This is a genomic window from Streptococcus taoyuanensis (assembly GCF_029589235.1).
Lineage (GTDB): Bacteria > Bacillota > Bacilli > Lactobacillales > Streptococcaceae > Streptococcus > Streptococcus taoyuanensis.
Window position 1 is genome coordinate 206,644 of record NZ_JARQVW010000001.1, and the last position, 15,508, is coordinate 222,151.

Annotated in this window: 15 protein-coding genes; 1 reads left to right on the forward strand and 14 read right to left on the reverse strand. The window is 43.1% G+C overall.

Going from position 1 to position 15,508, the window contains the following annotated elements:
- The first annotated feature begins 260 nt into the window (after positions 1–260).
- On the forward strand, positions 261–1,784 hold the full coding sequence (locus tag P5Y91_RS00990) for an ATP-binding cassette domain-containing protein (RefSeq protein WP_277838764.1): 1,524 nt from the start codon (positions 261–263) through the stop codon (positions 1,782–1,784).
- A 287-nt stretch (positions 1,785–2,071) separates the two neighbouring features.
- On the opposite strand, the gene proC is transcribed toward P5Y91_RS00990, so the two are convergent.
- From proC to lacA, 14 genes are all read right to left on the reverse strand, one after another.
- Entirely contained in the window at positions 2,072–2,887 is an 816-nt protein-coding gene (proC, locus tag P5Y91_RS00995; RefSeq protein ID WP_277838765.1) for a pyrroline-5-carboxylate reductase, read from the reverse strand.
- A gap of 3 nt (positions 2,888–2,890) precedes the next feature.
- Positions 2,891–4,138 carry a glutamate-5-semialdehyde dehydrogenase gene (locus P5Y91_RS01000; protein ID WP_277838766.1) on the reverse strand — a complete coding sequence of 416 codons (1,248 nt, stop codon included), beginning with the start codon at positions 4,136–4,138 and terminating at the stop codon, positions 2,891–2,893.
- Positions 4,139–4,148: 10 nt separating this feature from the next.
- Complete coding sequence (proB, locus tag P5Y91_RS01005) at positions 4,149–5,258, reverse strand: glutamate 5-kinase (protein ID WP_277838767.1); 1,110 nt, start codon at positions 5,256–5,258, stop codon at positions 4,149–4,151.
- Between the two features lie 73 nt (positions 5,259–5,331).
- Entirely contained in the window at positions 5,332–6,222 is an 891-nt protein-coding gene (locus tag P5Y91_RS01010) for an RluA family pseudouridine synthase (RefSeq protein WP_023918361.1), read from the reverse strand.
- Entirely contained in the window at positions 6,212–6,673 is a 462-nt protein-coding gene (gene lspA, locus P5Y91_RS01015; RefSeq protein WP_023918362.1) for a signal peptidase II, read from the reverse strand. The genes P5Y91_RS01010 and lspA overlap by 11 nt, the downstream gene beginning before the upstream one ends.
- Before the next feature lie 3 nt (positions 6,674–6,676).
- Positions 6,677–7,579, reverse strand: a complete 903-nt coding sequence (locus tag P5Y91_RS01020) for a LysR family transcriptional regulator (RefSeq protein WP_277838768.1) — start codon at positions 7,577–7,579, stop codon at positions 6,677–6,679.
- 127 nt (positions 7,580–7,706) lie between these two features.
- The gene (gene lacG, locus P5Y91_RS01025; protein WP_049474595.1) at positions 7,707–9,113 is read right to left on the reverse strand and encodes a 6-phospho-beta-galactosidase; all 1,407 of its coding nucleotides are present in this window, start codon (positions 9,111–9,113) and stop codon (positions 7,707–7,709) included.
- An 87-nt stretch (positions 9,114–9,200) separates the two neighbouring features.
- On the reverse strand, positions 9,201–10,898 hold the full coding sequence (locus P5Y91_RS01030) for a lactose-specific PTS transporter subunit EIIC (RefSeq protein ID WP_023918364.1): 1,698 nt from the start codon (positions 10,896–10,898) through the stop codon (positions 9,201–9,203).
- Positions 10,898–11,215 (reverse strand): PTS lactose/cellobiose transporter subunit IIA, encoded by a 318-nt coding sequence (locus tag P5Y91_RS01035; protein WP_277838769.1) that lies wholly within the window; start codon positions 11,213–11,215, stop codon positions 10,898–10,900. The genes P5Y91_RS01030 and P5Y91_RS01035 overlap by 1 nt, the downstream gene beginning before the upstream one ends.
- 34 nt (positions 11,216–11,249) lie before the next feature.
- Entirely contained in the window at positions 11,250–12,083 is an 834-nt protein-coding gene (locus P5Y91_RS01040) for a PRD domain-containing protein (RefSeq protein ID WP_049472541.1), read from the reverse strand.
- A 450-nt stretch (positions 12,084–12,533) separates the two neighbouring features.
- Entirely contained in the window at positions 12,534–13,514 is a 981-nt protein-coding gene (gene lacD, locus P5Y91_RS01045) for a tagatose-bisphosphate aldolase (protein WP_155124826.1), read from the reverse strand.
- A gap of 1 nt (position 13,515) precedes the next feature.
- Positions 13,516–14,445, reverse strand: coding sequence for a tagatose-6-phosphate kinase (locus P5Y91_RS01050; RefSeq protein ID WP_155124825.1), 930 nt, complete (start codon positions 14,443–14,445; stop codon positions 13,516–13,518).
- Positions 14,446–14,455: 10 nt separating this feature from the next.
- Positions 14,456–14,971 (reverse strand): galactose-6-phosphate isomerase subunit LacB, encoded by a 516-nt coding sequence (gene lacB / locus P5Y91_RS01055; RefSeq protein WP_003002763.1) that lies wholly within the window; start codon positions 14,969–14,971, stop codon positions 14,456–14,458.
- Positions 14,972–14,987: 16 nt separating this feature from the next.
- On the reverse strand, positions 14,988–15,413 hold the full coding sequence (lacA, locus tag P5Y91_RS01060; RefSeq protein ID WP_003007724.1) for a galactose-6-phosphate isomerase subunit LacA: 426 nt from the start codon (positions 15,411–15,413) through the stop codon (positions 14,988–14,990).
- Between the last annotated feature and the right edge of the window lie 95 nt (positions 15,414–15,508).

A 15,508-nucleotide genomic window follows, 5' to 3' on the forward strand; every position in this document is an offset into this window, starting at 1 on the left:
GGATTTCCTTGACAAGAAGGAATGAAAAGAATAGAATAAAACTAATCACATTCGGAGGTAAGGAGATATGAACAACTAAGTTTCGTTAAATAAGATACTTTATTTAGTGGACTGCTTGTTCTATCTCTTTTCGTGTGCCCTCTCGCCTATTGTCCAACTTTTTGTTGGCTTAATAAGGTCTTTTTCTGTTTGGGTTTCACTTGAATACAGCTCTACTAAATAGGTAGAGCTGTTTTTTTGTCCCAGTAGAAAGGAATCTTATGCTAAAACTATCCCACCTCACCATCCGCCACACAAAAGATTTACGCGATTTGGTTCGCGATCTGTCCCTAACTATTCATGAAGGGGAAAAAGTTGCCATTATTGGCGAAGAAGGAAATGGAAAGTCTTCTTTGCTTCATGTCCTTATGTCCCCAAAATCCCTACCAGATTATATGACCATAGAAGGTGAAATCACCACTTCTTTTCACTCCTATGCCTATATTCCCCAGACTTTGCCGGAAGCCTTGAAGGGAAAAAGCTTGGAAGAATATTTTTTTGGAGAGGATGAGCTAGACTATGCCACCCTCTACAGACTGGCTGATCAATTGCAATTTGATAGCGACCGCTTTGCGAGCGACCAAGCTATTGGAAGTCTATCTGGAGGAGAAGCCCTCAAAGTCCAACTGCTTCACGAACTTTGCCGTCCTCATGAATTGCTATTTTTAGATGAACCTTCAAACGATCTGGATTTGGAAACCCTGGACTGGCTCCAGCAGATGATCCAAACGAGCCCCCAAACCATCCTATTTATTTCCCATCATGAGGATTTTTTGACGCAGACGGCGGATACCATTATTCATCTAAGACAGATCAAACACCGCAAGGAGGCTGAAACCATTGTAGAGCACCTAGGCTATCAAGACTACAGTAGCCAGAGGGAGCAACAATTCAAGCAACAGACTCAGCAAGCTGCCAACGATCAACGAACCTACCGAAAAACAATGGAGAAGCATCGCCGCGTCCGTCAGCAAGTTGAAACATCCTTACGAAACACTAAGGATAGCACTGCTGGACGTCTCCTGGCAAAGAAAATGAAGTCCCTCCTCTCACAAGAAAAGCGCTACGAGCGAGAATTCCAATCCATGACTCCCCAACCCTATGATGAGGAAGTCATCAATCTGCATTTTCCTCCCCTCACTCCCTTGTCTCCTCAAAAACGAGTCCTTCTATTAGATCAGGAAGAACTCGCCATTGGTGATCGGGTCCTGGTCAAGAACCTCTCCCTTACTCTTCTAGGACAGGATAAAATAGGGATTATCGGTTCCAACGGTGTGGGGAAATCCACTTTCCTAAAAATGATATGGAAAAGTCTACAGAAGAATGAAAGTATCCGCACTGCCTATATGCCACAAGATTACACTGAAGGCCTCCCTCTGACTCAGACACCGGTTCAATTTCTACAGCATTCAGGCGATCGCGAAGAAATCAACACCATTCAATTGCATTTAGCCTCCCTCAACTTTACTTATTCTGAAATGCACCATCCGATCTCTGAACTTTCTGGTGGCCAGCAAGGAAAACTCTATCTCCTTCAACTAGTGCTCACAAGTCCCCAATTTCTACTCTTGGACGAGCCTACTCGCAATTTTTCCCCCACTTCCCAACCAGAAATTCGACGCCTATTCGCAGACTACCCAGGCGGACTAGTCACGGTCTCTCACGACCGGACCTTCCTCAAAGAAGTCTGCCAAAAAATCTATCGTCTGACCGAAAATGGTTTGGTAGAAATAGATTCGCTCTAACGTAAAAAAGATTGGCCAAAAAACCAATCTTTTAAATTGAAAATGAAGTCCTCTTAGAAACTTTCCTTAGGTGAGAACGGACGTCAGCGAACTTCATAGAAGTTCCATGACTTAGTTTTGAATCTAAGGCTTCAAAACTCCCGAGTGCTTGAAACAATCCTGTTTCAAGCACTTTTCTCACGGCGGAAAGTTTCAATAGAGGATTGGATAATTCTTGATTTGTTAGCTTTGAATGAAAGAACAGTTTGTCAATGTTCTCCAAACTTGGTTTTGACCAATTATTTTATCTAATTTTGTTCTGCCTCTTGTCCCATTTCTTGGGTGCGTTTGTATGCAGCTTCCACTCCAGCAATGATGTCGCCCCGTAAGCCGACTTGTTCTAAGCGGTTGACTCCTGCGATGGTAGACCCACCTGGACTACAAACTGCATCTCGCAAGCGGGCTGGGTGCTCGCCTGTCTCTAGGACCATTTGACTAGCACCTTGGAAGGTCTGTGCAGCCATCTGCAAGGCTTGCTCTCGTGAAAGTCCTAATCCTACTCCTGCATCTGCCATAGCTTCAATCATCTGATAGACAAAGGCTGGCCCACAGCCTGCAACAGCCGTTGCAGGATCCATTAATTTTTCCTCGATCTCGTAGAGGGCCCCTGCTCCTGATAAGAGCTGGTTGACCTGGGCTATCTGCTGGTCTGTCACTGCTTGAGAGCGGGCTAGACTGATAACACCTTGACCAATGGCCACAGGCGTATTGGGTATGATGCGAATGAGCCCTAGCTGGTCGTTCTGGATCACGTCAGCCATCTTTTCTAGTTCCAAGCCTGCAGCCATGGAAACCAGTAAGAGATTGGAGCGTTGGGCTAAGATGCCCTGATACTCCTCTAGGAGAGGGCAAATCTGATAGGGTTTGACCCCTAAAAAAATCACTTCAGCCTCTTGAAAGACTTGTTCAAGATCAGACGCCGTTCCCCCATACTGGCTGATAAACTCTTGCACCTTTTGAGGAGAACGATTGACCAAGAGCAGGTCTTTCGCGTCCACTTCTTTTGCAACTGCTTTGGCTAGACTAGCCCCCATGTTTCCAAGACCGATAAATGCAACTTTCATTTCTTACCTCACTTGACCATTTCCACTGACGATATATTTGTAACTGGTCATTTCCCGGAGTCCCATCGGTCCACGCGCATGGAGTTTTTGGGTTGAGATCCCCATTTCACAACCTAGGCCAAATTGTCCCCCGTCTGTAAAGCGTGTAGAAGCATTGACATAAACCGCTGCTGAATCTACTTGCTGGGTGAAATAAGCGGCTGTCTCAGGATTTTCAGTCACAATAGCATCCGAATGATGGGTGCTATGAGCTTCAATGTGGTCCACCGCTTCCTCGACTCCATCAACGACCTTGACTGCTAAAATATAATCTAAAAATTCGGTATCAAAATCCTGTTCCTGTGCCGCTGTCCCAGAAATGATTGCTTGTGCTTGCTCATCTAGGCGCAACTCAACGGATCTTTCCCGATCATCCACTAAACGGTCTTTGACCAAAGGCAAGAAATCAGACGCGATCGCTCGATCCACCAACAAGACCTCCATGGCATTGCAGACAGACGGCCGACTAGTCTTGGCATTTTCGATAATGGCGAGGGCTTTCTGGAAATCAGCCTCCTTATCCACATAGACATGGACGATGCCAGTTCCTGTCTCGATCACGGGGACAATGGCATTTTCAACCACCGCCTGGATCAGGCCAGCACCACCACGTGGAATTAGCAAATCTAGATAGCCCTTAGCCTTCATCATAGCAAGGCTAGAAGCTCGACTCGTATCTTGGATCAGTTGGAGAAGATCTGGATTCAGTCCAGCTTCTTCCAATCCAGCCTTGAGGGCTGTCACGATCGCTTGTGCAGAATGAAAAGCATCCTTTCCAGTACGAAGGACCACTGCGTTTCCACTCTTGATGGCAAGCGCTGCAGCATCAGACGTTACATTTGGACGGCTTTCATAAATAATGCCAATAACACCCATGGCGACTCGAACTTTCTGGATTTCAAGGCCATTTTCCAAGACTTCAGTATCCAGCACTTCCCCAATCGGATCTGGCAGGTCTATTAAAGCACGAATTCCTTGTGCCATCCCTGCAATCCGCTCTTGATCAAGAAAGAGGCGATCCAGCATGACTTCAGAGATCTTCCCTCGTGCCGCTTCCATATCGATCTGATTGGCTACTAAAATGGCTTCCGTCGCTTTCAAAAGCTGGCTAGCCATGGCATCCAAGGCCTGATTTTTAAGAGCTGTACTGGCTGTATTGATGCTTTTCTTAGCTGATCTCGCTAAGGCTAATTGTTCTTGTGTCGTTCCCATACGTTTTCCTCTAGAATTCTGTAAAGAGTAGGTCAATCTCGGGAGTTACCGAGATCCAATCATCCCGGTGAATAAGGATTCCCTTAGCTTTTTTAGACTGGAGCATATCTCGCACAGCTGATTGGCCGAGACGGACCTTGCCTTTTCCTAGTAATTGACCAGTCTCTTGATGATAGACGCTGACGATGTCGTGATAAGAAAAATCCCCTTCTGCCTTGGTCACACCAGAAATTAATAAGCTCTTTCCATGATCCAACAGAGCTTGCGCTGCTCCAGCATCCACCCAAACGGCACCTTTGCTTTCTGCATAAAAGGCTAGCCATTGCTTCTGGGTTTTTAAACCCTTATCCTCTGCAAGGAAGTAACTGCCATTTGCTTGCTCTTCTGCTGCTTCGATCAAGGCATCCGGCTTGAGAGACGAGCAAATATAGACGGGAACCCCTGACTCGGTCGCAAGGGTCGCTGCCTTGAGTTTAGTCAGCATTCCACCAGTTCCGTTGCTACTGCCAGCACCACCAGCCATCTCGATCATCTCACGAGAAATGTGTTCGATTCGATCCAAGCGCTTAGCACTTGGAGCCTGAGAAGGATTGGCTGTATAGAGGCCATCTACATCTGTTAAAAGGACCAAAAGATCCGCTTGAACCATGGCTGCAACCTGCGCACTCAAGGTATCATTGTCTCCTACTTTTAACTCGGCAATCGAGACCGTATCGTTTTCATTGATGATTGGAATGGCCCCACGATTGAGCAGAACAGAAAGGGCCTGGTGGGCATTCTTATAACGGCGCTGATCCGCAAAGTCATCCTGGGTCAACAAAATCTGCGCAGAAACAATGTTGCGTAAGAGCAGGTTGGCTGTATATTCTTCCATCAGTAAGCCTTGCCCAACTGCCGCAGAAGCTTGCTTGTCTGCCACCTTGGTCGGCCGTTTCTTAAAACCAAGGGCACCAAATCCAGCAGCAACCGCCCCTGATGAGACCAAGATCAACTCATGGCCCGATTCGTGTAAGAGAGCCAACTGCTGCGTAATGACCTTGACCTTCTGTCTGGAGAGACTCCCGTCTGGATTGGTTAAAGACGAGGTCCCTACTTTAAAGACGATTCGTTTTGCTTTCATCGCTATGATTCTTTCTAATACTATTTATTTCGTATGTAATGAAAGTGACTGAATCTTCATTCAGCCATCTTCATTATCCTTTTCGAAGGTCTTCCAGCGTTTTCTCAAAGATCGCTGGTACTTCTGCTGTAAATTCCAAGGTCTCGCCTGTACGGGGATGGGTAAAGCCAAGTGTCCGTGCATGCAGAAACTGTCCTTGTCCTTTAAGTGTCTTCTTAGGACCATAAGCAGGATCTCCAGCCACGGGATGGCCAATATAGGCCATGTGGACCCGAATTTGGTGGGTCCGACCAGTCTCCAGTTGCAACTCTACCAGCGTGTAATCCCCAAAGCGTTCCAAGACTTGAAAACGGGTCACTGCAGGTTTTCCTTTAGCCGTCACTGCTTGTTTTTTCCGGTCCTTTTCACTGCGACCAATTGGTGCTTCGATCATGCCCCGATCGTTAGGAAGATTGCCATGGACAATGGCCCAATACTTCCGGAGAGATTTTTTGTCTTTGAGTTCCTCTGCTAAGGCGACGTGGGCTTGGTCATTTTTTGCGACCATCAAGAGGCCTGACGTGTCTTTGTCGATCCGATGAACGATCCCTGGACGCAATTCTCCATTGATCCCTGAAAGGTCCTTGACATGGTATAACAGTGCATTGACCAAGGTCCCGCTGGTGTGGCCGGCACTCGGGTGAACAACCATGCCTTGGGGTTTATTGACGACGACGACATCCTGGTCCTCATAGACGATGTCTAAGGGCAGATCTTCTGCTTCATAGCTGACCTCTTCCACTTCTGGGACTTCATACTGGATGATGTCTCCTTCTTTGACCGTATACTTAGCTTTTTTCACAGTTCCATTGACCAGAACTTTTCCTTCTTTGATCTGCTCATTGGCTACAGCTCGTGACAAGGGAGTCAAATCCGCCAAAGCCTTATCCAGTCGCGCACCGGCTACTTCGATTTTAATTTCCATGCGTTTCCTCTTTCAACATCAGGATCAGGAGCAAGAAAACTCCAACTGTCAAATAACTATCTGCTACATTAAAAATGGCAAAATTCATAAAATCCAGGTGGAACATATCGACCACAAAGCCCTGACGCAGGCGATCGATAAAATTCCCCAAGCCACCTGCAATCACCAAGGTCAAGCCCATCACCATCCAAAGCGACCCCTTAAGGTGCTTATAAAGATAGTAAAAGGCCCCTACCATCACGACTAGAGTGATGAGGGTAAAGAACCATTGCTGATTTTCAAGAAGTGAAAAAGCTGCACCTGTGTTTTGAAGATAGGTCAGGCTGACCACATGGGGAATAAAAGACTTAACGACACCCAGTGGAATGTTCTTGACTACATACCATTTGACCAACTGATCCAGTAGGACCAATAGCACAATTGCTACTGGAACCATTATTTTTCTCTTCATTTCTTACCTCTTTTGATCAAAATACTCTACCATGACCTCGACAAAATTCTCTGCTACAGGGGAGAGATCCATCTCTTCGCGTTTGACATAGACCATTTTATTGTCCAAGTTGTCTTCTAAAGGAATCACGGTAATACCATTCACGGACTGGCTATCTAAAAAGCCTGATCCTGTCGCATAAGCATCTGTCCGCTCCAAGATCCCATTCAAGGTGGCCCGGTCGGTTACATTGAACATTTGGGAGCTCGAACTGGTATCGACAAAATTCTCTGAATAATAGAGGTACTCATCTTTTTCTTGGGTAAAGCGAACAGTTGGCAATTGAGCTAGATCTTCCATGACCAGTTTTTTCTTCTTAGCCAGAGGGTGCCCCTTGCGAAGGTAAATATGAGTCTGAAAAGGAATCAAATCCACCACTTCAAGTCCTAATTTATCAACCCGTTGCATAATTCCCTTGGTATTTTGACGGTTGAGATAAATAATCCCCAACTCACTATGCCCTTGAGCCACTTCATCCAAAATTTGGACCGTCGTTGACTCAAAGATGCGGAAGTTTTTATTTTCCGGATAGCGGATCGAGAATTCCGTCATCAATGGTGGCAAGAAGTCATAGTGTTGACTAGAAATAGAGAATTCTTTCTTCTCTTCTTCAGGACTGGCATATTGATTTTGAAAAATATCAAACCCCTTAACCACGTCCTGCGCTTTTTCATAAAATTCCATTCCCCGACGGGTCAAAAATGTCCCCGAACTAGTTCGACGAAAAATTTTAAAGCCCAGTTCCTTTTCCAGATCGCGTACTGAAATAGACAAGCTCGGCTGACTCACATACATTTTTTCAGCAGCCTCACGAAAAGTACCACTATTGGCAATCGCCACTACATATCGTAATTGTTGTATATTCATTCTATTTTCCTTATTACAGTATCGATCTATTATACCATAAATTAGGGGCTGAAAGAAGAGATTCGTTTAAGAGACCTTCATCAAGTGAAAATAAAAAAACTGGAACTAAAACAGTTCCAGTTGATACTTATTCAATCACTTGAGTTTCAGCTACTTTCTTGTACCAATGAGCCGATTTCTTCGGATAGCGCTCTTGGGTTTCAAAGTCTACATAGAAGAGACCATAGCGTTTTTCGTAACCATTAGACCAAGAGAAGACGTCCATAAGAGACCAGATGAAGTATCCTTTGACGTTTGCACCATCAGCAATCGCATCCGACAAGACTTCCAAGTGTTGTTTCACATAATCAATCCGGCCATCGTCATAAACCGTATTGTCCACAAACTCATCTTTGTATCCAAGTCCGTTTTCAGTGATGTAGATCTTCTTGTAATTTGGATAATCTTTCTTGACACGCATGATTTGATCATACAAACCTTGAGGGTAGATGATCCAGTCCCAGTCAGTACGAGGTACATAGTCAGGAGCTACACGACGTCCAACACCTTTGATTTGGTATTTAGAGCTTCCTTTTTCCCCTTTACCATTATGAATGATTTCTGTTTCGCCATCAAAGGCTTCCATCCAATCACTCATGTAGTAGTTAATTCCAAGGAAGTCGTTCAAATCTTTAGCTGCTTCAAGTGCTGCAAAGTCTTCGTCCCGAAGATCCAGACTACCACCATTAACTGAAAGAATGTGGTTTACCCCTTCCATGGTTGCATCTGAATAGTGTCCGAGGTAAGTCGCATCCAAGATAAACTTGTTGTGGATGATATCTTCCAACTCAGCAGCACGTACGTCTGCAGGATTTTTAGGATCCAATGGATACTTAGTTGGAAGTGCGTGAACAACCCCGATTTCACCTTTATAACCTTTGTCTTTGTACAATTTCACAGCACGTGCATGAGAAACCATCATATTGTGGTGAGATTGGAAGACTTTGGCAAGGTCATATTGAATACCTGGTGGGAATTTACCAACCAAGTATTGACCATCACCGATTGGGCCAATTTCATTGAAGGTTGTCCAGTAGTTGACTTCTGGGAATTCTTCAAAACAGAAAGCAGCATAATCTACAAAGTGTTCGATATTTTCACGATTCAAGAAGTCTCCATTTGAGTGAAGAGCTTCAGGAGTATCAAAGTGGTGAAGAGTTACGAATGGTTCTACATGACGTTTATGGCATTCTGCAAATAACTTATGATAGAATTCTACCCCTTTTGGATTGACTTCACCATAGCCAGTTGGGAAAATACGTGACCAAGCAATAGAAATACGAATTCCGTTTACGCCATATTCTTCCGCCAACTGTAAGTCTACTGGATATTTATGGTAGAAATCACTCGCTGGTTCAGCAGTATACCAATAGTTGTCTGCTAAATATTTATCCCATGCAACAGGTCCTTTACCGTCTGTATGAGTCGCACCTTCTGCCTGATAAGCTGCAGTTGCGCCACCAAAAATAAAATCTTTAGGAAGTGTTTTTGTCATATTTTCACCTATTTCTTGATTGGATAAAATGAAAAGCGAGGGGAGAGGAGTTAGTGAGCCATCCATCTCCATCTCACTTTTTAGTTCTTATTCTTCAAATTGAGCTTGAACAAAGGCTAGAGCACCTTTTCCATCACGGGTTAACTTGATGTACTGAGCACCTTCTGTCTTCGCCAATTTGATGCCTAGTTTATCTGTTTCAGCCTTCATATCTTCGAAGTTGGAAGCAACCTGAGGCGCCAAGATAACAAGGTCAAATTCTGGCAACATTTCACGGTGGGCTCCATAGCCACCTGCTGCAGCTTTAACTGGAACTTTATACTCTTCTGCGGCTTTATTCAAAGCATTGGCAAGAAGACCACTTGTTCCTCCACCAGCACAAAGAACGAGGACGTTTGTTTCTTCAGTAATTGTATTTTGTGCTGAATCTACTCCAGCTTTTTCAAGAATAGCATCTGCTTTTGCAGTGTTAAAGTTTGCAGCTACCTTTTCTTTTAATTCATCATTAGTTTTACCTGAACGTTCTTCTTCAAGAATTTGTTCATCATAAACCTTGAGGAATGGATAGTAGATAACAATATCTACTACAATTAACAATGCTGCAAGAGCGAATGATAAGAACTGGAAGTTTGTACCAAGAACAATACCAAGAGGTCCTGGTGTAGTCCATGGAAGGTTGGCAGTAAATGAGTTCATGCCAAGTGTTTCAATAAAGAACTTAAAGATCCATACGTTTGCAATTGGTGCAAAGATGAATGGGATAAAGAAGATTGGGTTCAAAACAAGTGGTGCACCAAACAAGATTGGTTCGTTTACACCAAAGAATGTAGGAACTACTGAAGCGCGTCCAATAGCACGATTTCGTTTCGATTTACATAACCACATAAACATGAACGGAACAACAAGAGTTGCACCAGTACCACCCATAGTGACGATGAACATTTGTGTACCAGATGTAAGGATCTTATCAGCGTGCATACCTTGTTGAAGGAGGTTCAAGTTGACTTCGGCATTTGCATAAGTGATCGCTGCAATCGCAGGCTCAACGATAGATGGGCCGTGAATACCAATAAACCAGAAGAATGCAAAGGCACCGAAAATAATCGTAATACCAACATAACCGTCTGCTGCTGAGAATAGTGGAGCAAGAAGGGTACCGATTGATTCAGCAACCGTTACATGAAGGCTTGCTTTCACAACTAATTCAAGTGCATACAAGAGTACAACTGACAATGTAAATGGAATCAGGTCTTTAAATACTTGTGAAATATTTGGTGGAACCTCGTCTGGCATGCGAATCGTCACATTATTTTTCACACAGACCTTATAAACATTAACGGTAACAAAGGCTGCAATGAAGGCTGTCAACAGACCTTTTGTACCCATGAAGGCTGTTAAGAATCCACCTTCTTTAGCAGGTTCGGCAGCCATGAGCAAGAAGCCAACCATAGAAGCCAACATTGTAGAAATGAAGTTGATTTGGTTAGTTGCTGGAAGGTCGCGGTTCATTGAATCAGTCAAAGCCTTAGCCGTTGTACCACCAACGAAGAAGGCCAAGATGCCCATAGAATAGCTATATGGAGTCATCAAGAAAGTTTCAATATCTTTAGACCAATGGAATCCCCAAGCGTTTGGTACATACGCAATTAGGATGAAGATAGATGAGAAAAGGATAACAGGCATCCCTGCAATAAAGCCATCCCGAATCGCTCGCAAATATTTGTTTCGAGAAATCTTTTCAAAGAAAGGTTTCCCTTTTTCAATCAGTTCAATCAGTTTATTCATTATTTCGCTCCTCTTTTATATAGTTCAATCAGATGGTGAATCACGTCTTTTAATAGGATTGTTGTCATGAGATGGTCTTGACCATGCATCATGGTAATGCTATAGGGGATTTCTTCTCCTGCTGCTTCATGCGCTAGCATGGTCGTTTGAGATTTGTGAGCCTCAGCGATACAAGACCCCGCTTCTTCTACTAAGGATTCTGCTTTAGCAAAATCACCATTTTCAGCAGCTTTTAAGGCTTCCACTAATTTTGATCGAGCTTCACCGGCATAAGCGACAATTTCAAACCCAAGTAATTGGACTTCTTCTTTATTCATGTTGGTTCCTCCTTATGATACCTTTTGAAAATTTTTATAATAGACGTTGAATATGAAGGGCTAAATAGACTTTTTCATTAGGAGATATCTTGGCTCCTGTCTGTTCAGCGATGGTTTGGTAGATTTGATGACTAATCTCATAAGCCTTTGGATAACTTAGCTGAATCAGTTGTTCCATCTCGCTCAAACCTTCTGGATCTTCTCTTCCCTTATCTAGCGAATCTAGGAAATAATTGAGATGGATCATAAAGCGATCATAGAAATGACTGTTTTCTTCTTTCCGTTTCAATCCATTTTGAGCTAGTTTTTCTTCTACAGCTTTCAAAATAACTTGTCGGTCCTGAACATCTGGATCTTGCTCATGAATCATTTGCCCTTGTGCATTAATGAAATGATAAGCGATGCGATTCACTTCATCGTCAGGAAATTGATCCAAGAGCCGCTTTCGAAAGATCTCAATCGCTTCTTTTGCGATTTTATAGGGAATCGGATGCATAGCAGACACATCAGGAAGGTCACTGTATTTATATCTTCCCTGTTGAACTGCCTGGTAAGAACAAAAGATGTGATCTGTTAATGTCACATAGATATATTCTTGAACAGGATAGGCATATTTCTTAGACAAGGTATCAATCACTTCATAAGTGGTTGTAATGAAATCAAGAGGAACATTCTTTAGAAGGGCCATAAAGTTTTCTCTTGACTCATCCGTGTTTAAACGAAATACTTTTTCGACCTTATCATCAGCTACTAGATCATTTTTCTTTTTCCCAAATGCAATCCCACTCCCAATAACAATCAACTCTTGTTGTAGTTCATTTTGAACCAAAGCAACATTATTGTTCATTGGATGGATAATACGATACATGAGGCTCTCCTTTGTAAAATTTGTTAAAAGCAAATAAAAATGACCACGAAGCAACTGAAAAAACTAGCATACACTAATTGTTCAGTCTACTTGTGGTCACGCCTAATCTAACTTAGTAACGCTCACTGCTATTCAACTTATAAACTTATTCTATCATAAACTTTTTGTTTTGTAAACCCTTACAGCGAAAATTTTTAAACATTTTTTTATAAAAAATAAACAAGACCTTGAAATAATGAAGAGGCTGGGATAAAAGTCCTAGCCTCTCAATCATCTTTGGATTGTCGAGCAAGACGCAGTGGTTGAGTGGGCTCTACTACGCTGATTTCATCAGCTTTTACAGCCCTACTCAACTGTGCGGAGGTGGGACGACGAAATCGAATTCTACCGAATGACCGATTACTGTCCCACTCTCTAACTGTTGCTTTAGGAGGCAATCATCATTGAATCTTATACGCGTTCTGTCCAAGGTGTTGCTACTTTATCCAAGACTGCGTTCAATTCTTCAATATTTTGACGCCCTTCTGTACGAAGCCATTCACGAGCAGCTGCTTCTCCATCTTTGATGTAAGCTTCTACTGAACCTGCCCATGTCGCACGTCCACAAAGAACGCCGTTGAAGTTTGCACCAGATGCATGAGCAAATTCCAAGGTTTCTTGGAAGAGTTTTGCAGATACACCTGCACTGAGGTAGATGTATGGAAGGTTGGTTGCTTCTTCTTGTTCTTTGAAGAAAGCAGCTGCTTCTTCACGACTATAGACAACTTCTCCTTCTCCAAATCCTTCCACGAAGTTCACATTAACTGGAACTTCCACTTTCAAGACATCGATATTGAAACGAGGATCTGAAAAGACTTTCATAGCCTCAATCACCTTACGAGGTTTCACTTTCGCATATTCAGCAGAGGTTGCATCTGCAATTCCTTCATCATAAGCCAAGATTTCAAGGAAGAATGGAATATCTTCAGCAGCGCATTCAGAACCGATGCGTTCGATATAAGCTTGTTTTTCTTGGTTGAGTTCATCTGCACTGTCTACATCATAGTAGAGCAAGAATTTCACAGCATCTGCGCCTTGTTCTTTGATGCGTTTTGCTGACCAAAGGTTCAAGCAGTCTGGCAAGCGCTTGGTGCTTGATGTATCGTAACCTGTTTTTTCATAGGCAAGTAAGAGACCAGCATCTTTGTCCAAGGCTTTTGTAGCAGGTAGACCATATTCTGGGTCCAATAACATAGATGAAGCATATTTTGTCAATTCATCAGCTACAAGGACTTTTAATTCTTCCATTTGTGCTACTGTTGGTTCTGTGTCTTGATATTTGGCCATCAAGCGTTTCAAAGCCCCACGTTGGTCGAAGGCCAAAGCTGAAATGACACCGTCTTTTGTACTAAGACGTTCCAAATAGTTGCGTTTTTGTTCTGTTAATACCATTTTATACCTCTTTTACGATTAATTGTTGATACAAGGCATCATAATGCCCCATGTTGACATGTCCTGTTTGTGCTTCTTGCGCATTTAACATTCCAAGAACATTTGCTTTCTTGAGCAAGTCTGCGTCACTCTCATGATGATAGAGACCAGATGCAATCCCTGCAACAGTCGAATCACCAGATCCGACTGGATTGACGACATCGATCTTAGGAATATCTACCTTATAGAAGACATCCCCATGCTTAGCGAAAGCGCCATTTGCACCAAGGGAGACAATCACCCATTCGATGCCATCAAAGAGAGAATCCTGAAGAACTTCTTTTAAGTCTTCCACATTCTTACTCACTTCTTTTCCTAACAACTGAGATAATTCTTCATTGTTTGGTTTAATGACCGTAGGCTTGACAGCTGTTTGAATGGCAGCTTCTAAAGAAGCTCCCGAGCAATCAAGTACGACTGGTTTCCCAGCTTCCCTTGCAATCTTGACAAGGCTAGCATAGTAGTCCACTGGTAAACCAGCAGGAAGACTTCCAGAGATGGCAACAACCTCTACTTGTTCAACCAAGTGACGATAATGGTCGAGAAAGTCTTGGCCTTCTTTCTCAGAAATGGTTGGACCTTTTTCTAAGATTTCTGTTTGCTTGCCTTCGTGAAGGATGGCGATACAATTACGTGTATCTCCAGCAATTTCAAAGAAACGTTCCTCTATCCCTTCTCCTAAATGATCGAGAATGAATTGCCCCGTCCGACCACCAAGTAGGCCAGTCGCTGCCACTGGATCCTTGATCTCAGAAAGTACACGGGTAACATTGAGACCTTTTCCACCAGCTGTCTTACTCACCTCAGCTACACGATTGACTGTATCCAACTGGAGTACATCCAAAGGATAAGAAATATCAATCGAAGGGTTCATCGTGACCGTTAATATCATACGTCACCTCTTAGTCGTGGTATTCACCACGGTCCCATTTTTCAAGGAATTCTGTAAAGAAATCAGCATCCGCTTGATGAGCATTATGGGTTTCCACATGTTGGATCTTAGCGATCAATTTTTTATTTTCTTCAGTTGGTTTGTATTCAGCGTGGATGAATGCTTCAATGATATCGCACATGAGCAATTCACCAGTAATTTTACCCCCAAACCCGATGACATTCGCGTTCAATTCTTCTTTTGCATAAAGAGCAGTTGTCATATCGCGTACCAAGGCAGAACGGATACCAGGTACTTTGTTAACAGCATTGTTAATCCCAACACCAGTACCACAGATACAAACACCAAGATCTGCTTGGCCACTTGCTACGGCTTCACCGACTTTCTTACCAAAGATTGGATAGTGGGTACGTGTATGGTCATAAGTCCCAAAGTCGAGCACTTCGTATCCTTTTGATTTCAAAAAATCAGAAACAGCCATTTTTTCATTTGTCACAATGTGATCACAACCAATTGCAATTCTCATTTGAATTCTCCTCTCATTAGCACATCTTATTCAACATATCGACACGGATTTGGTGACGACCACCGTCGTATTTACCATTGACGAAGCCTTTGGCAATGTTCTTGGCCAATTCATCCCCAACAATTTCAGCACCCATGGTAATCATTCGAGAATTGTTGTGTCCACGTGTCATATAAGCAGAACGTTCATCTGAAACTTCTGCTGCTACCATTCCTTTGATTTTAGTTGCAACCATAAATGGACCAGCACCGTAAGCATCAATCACGATTCCAAGATTTTGATCGTTTTTGTTCACTTCGCTTGCAACTGCAAGTGTCACATCTACAAAATCTTGACCTTCAGCAGTTACATCCACAACATCAAAGTTTTCTTTTACAAGAAACTCTTTCACGAGATCTTTTAATCTTAATCCTGCAGCATCTGCACCAATTACAATAGACATGTCCTGTCCTCCTTTTGTTTGTTTCAGCAAATATTCCTGTTGTTAATTTTTCACAAAGAAACATTTTCTTACTTTTGATATTATATTACACCTAT

Bases quoted from the DNA above. Each gene is read 5' to 3' on its own strand.
- P5Y91_RS00990 (WP_277838764.1), top strand. From the start codon at position 261: ATGCTAAAACTATCCCACCTCACCATCCGCCACACAAAAGATTTACGC.
- proC (WP_277838765.1), bottom strand. From the start codon at position 2,887: ATGAAAGTTGCATTTATCGGTCTTGGAAACATGGGGGCTAGTCTAGCC.
- P5Y91_RS01000 (WP_277838766.1), bottom strand. From the start codon at position 4,138: ATGGGAACGACACAAGAACAATTAGCCTTAGCGAGATCAGCTAAGAAA.
- proB (WP_277838767.1), bottom strand. From the start codon at position 5,258: ATGAAAGCAAAACGAATCGTCTTTAAAGTAGGGACCTCGTCTTTAACC.
- P5Y91_RS01010 (WP_023918361.1), bottom strand. From the start codon at position 6,222: ATGGAAATTAAAATCGAAGTAGCCGGTGCGCGACTGGATAAGGCTTTG.
- lspA (WP_023918362.1), bottom strand. From the start codon at position 6,673: ATGAAGAGAAAAATAATGGTTCCAGTAGCAATTGTGCTATTGGTCCTA.
- P5Y91_RS01020 (WP_277838768.1), bottom strand. From the start codon at position 7,579: ATGAATATACAACAATTACGATATGTAGTGGCGATTGCCAATAGTGGT.
- lacG (WP_049474595.1), bottom strand. From the start codon at position 9,113: ATGACAAAAACACTTCCTAAAGATTTTATTTTTGGTGGCGCAACTGCA.
- P5Y91_RS01030 (WP_023918364.1), bottom strand. From the start codon at position 10,898: ATGAATAAACTGATTGAACTGATTGAAAAAGGGAAACCTTTCTTTGAA.
- P5Y91_RS01035 (WP_277838769.1), bottom strand. From the start codon at position 11,215: ATGAATAAAGAAGAAGTCCAATTACTTGGGTTTGAAATTGTCGCTTAT.
- P5Y91_RS01040 (WP_049472541.1), bottom strand. From the start codon at position 12,083: ATGTATCGTATTATCCATCCAATGAACAATAATGTTGCTTTGGTTCAA.
- lacD (WP_155124826.1), bottom strand. From the start codon at position 13,514: ATGGTATTAACAGAACAAAAACGCAACTATTTGGAACGTCTTAGTACA.
- P5Y91_RS01050 (WP_155124825.1), bottom strand. From the start codon at position 14,445: ATGATATTAACGGTCACGATGAACCCTTCGATTGATATTTCTTATCCT.
- lacB (WP_003002763.1), bottom strand. From the start codon at position 14,971: ATGAGAATTGCAATTGGTTGTGATCACATTGTGACAAATGAAAAAATG.
- lacA (WP_003007724.1), bottom strand. From the start codon at position 15,413: ATGTCTATTGTAATTGGTGCAGATGCTGCAGGATTAAGATTAAAAGAT.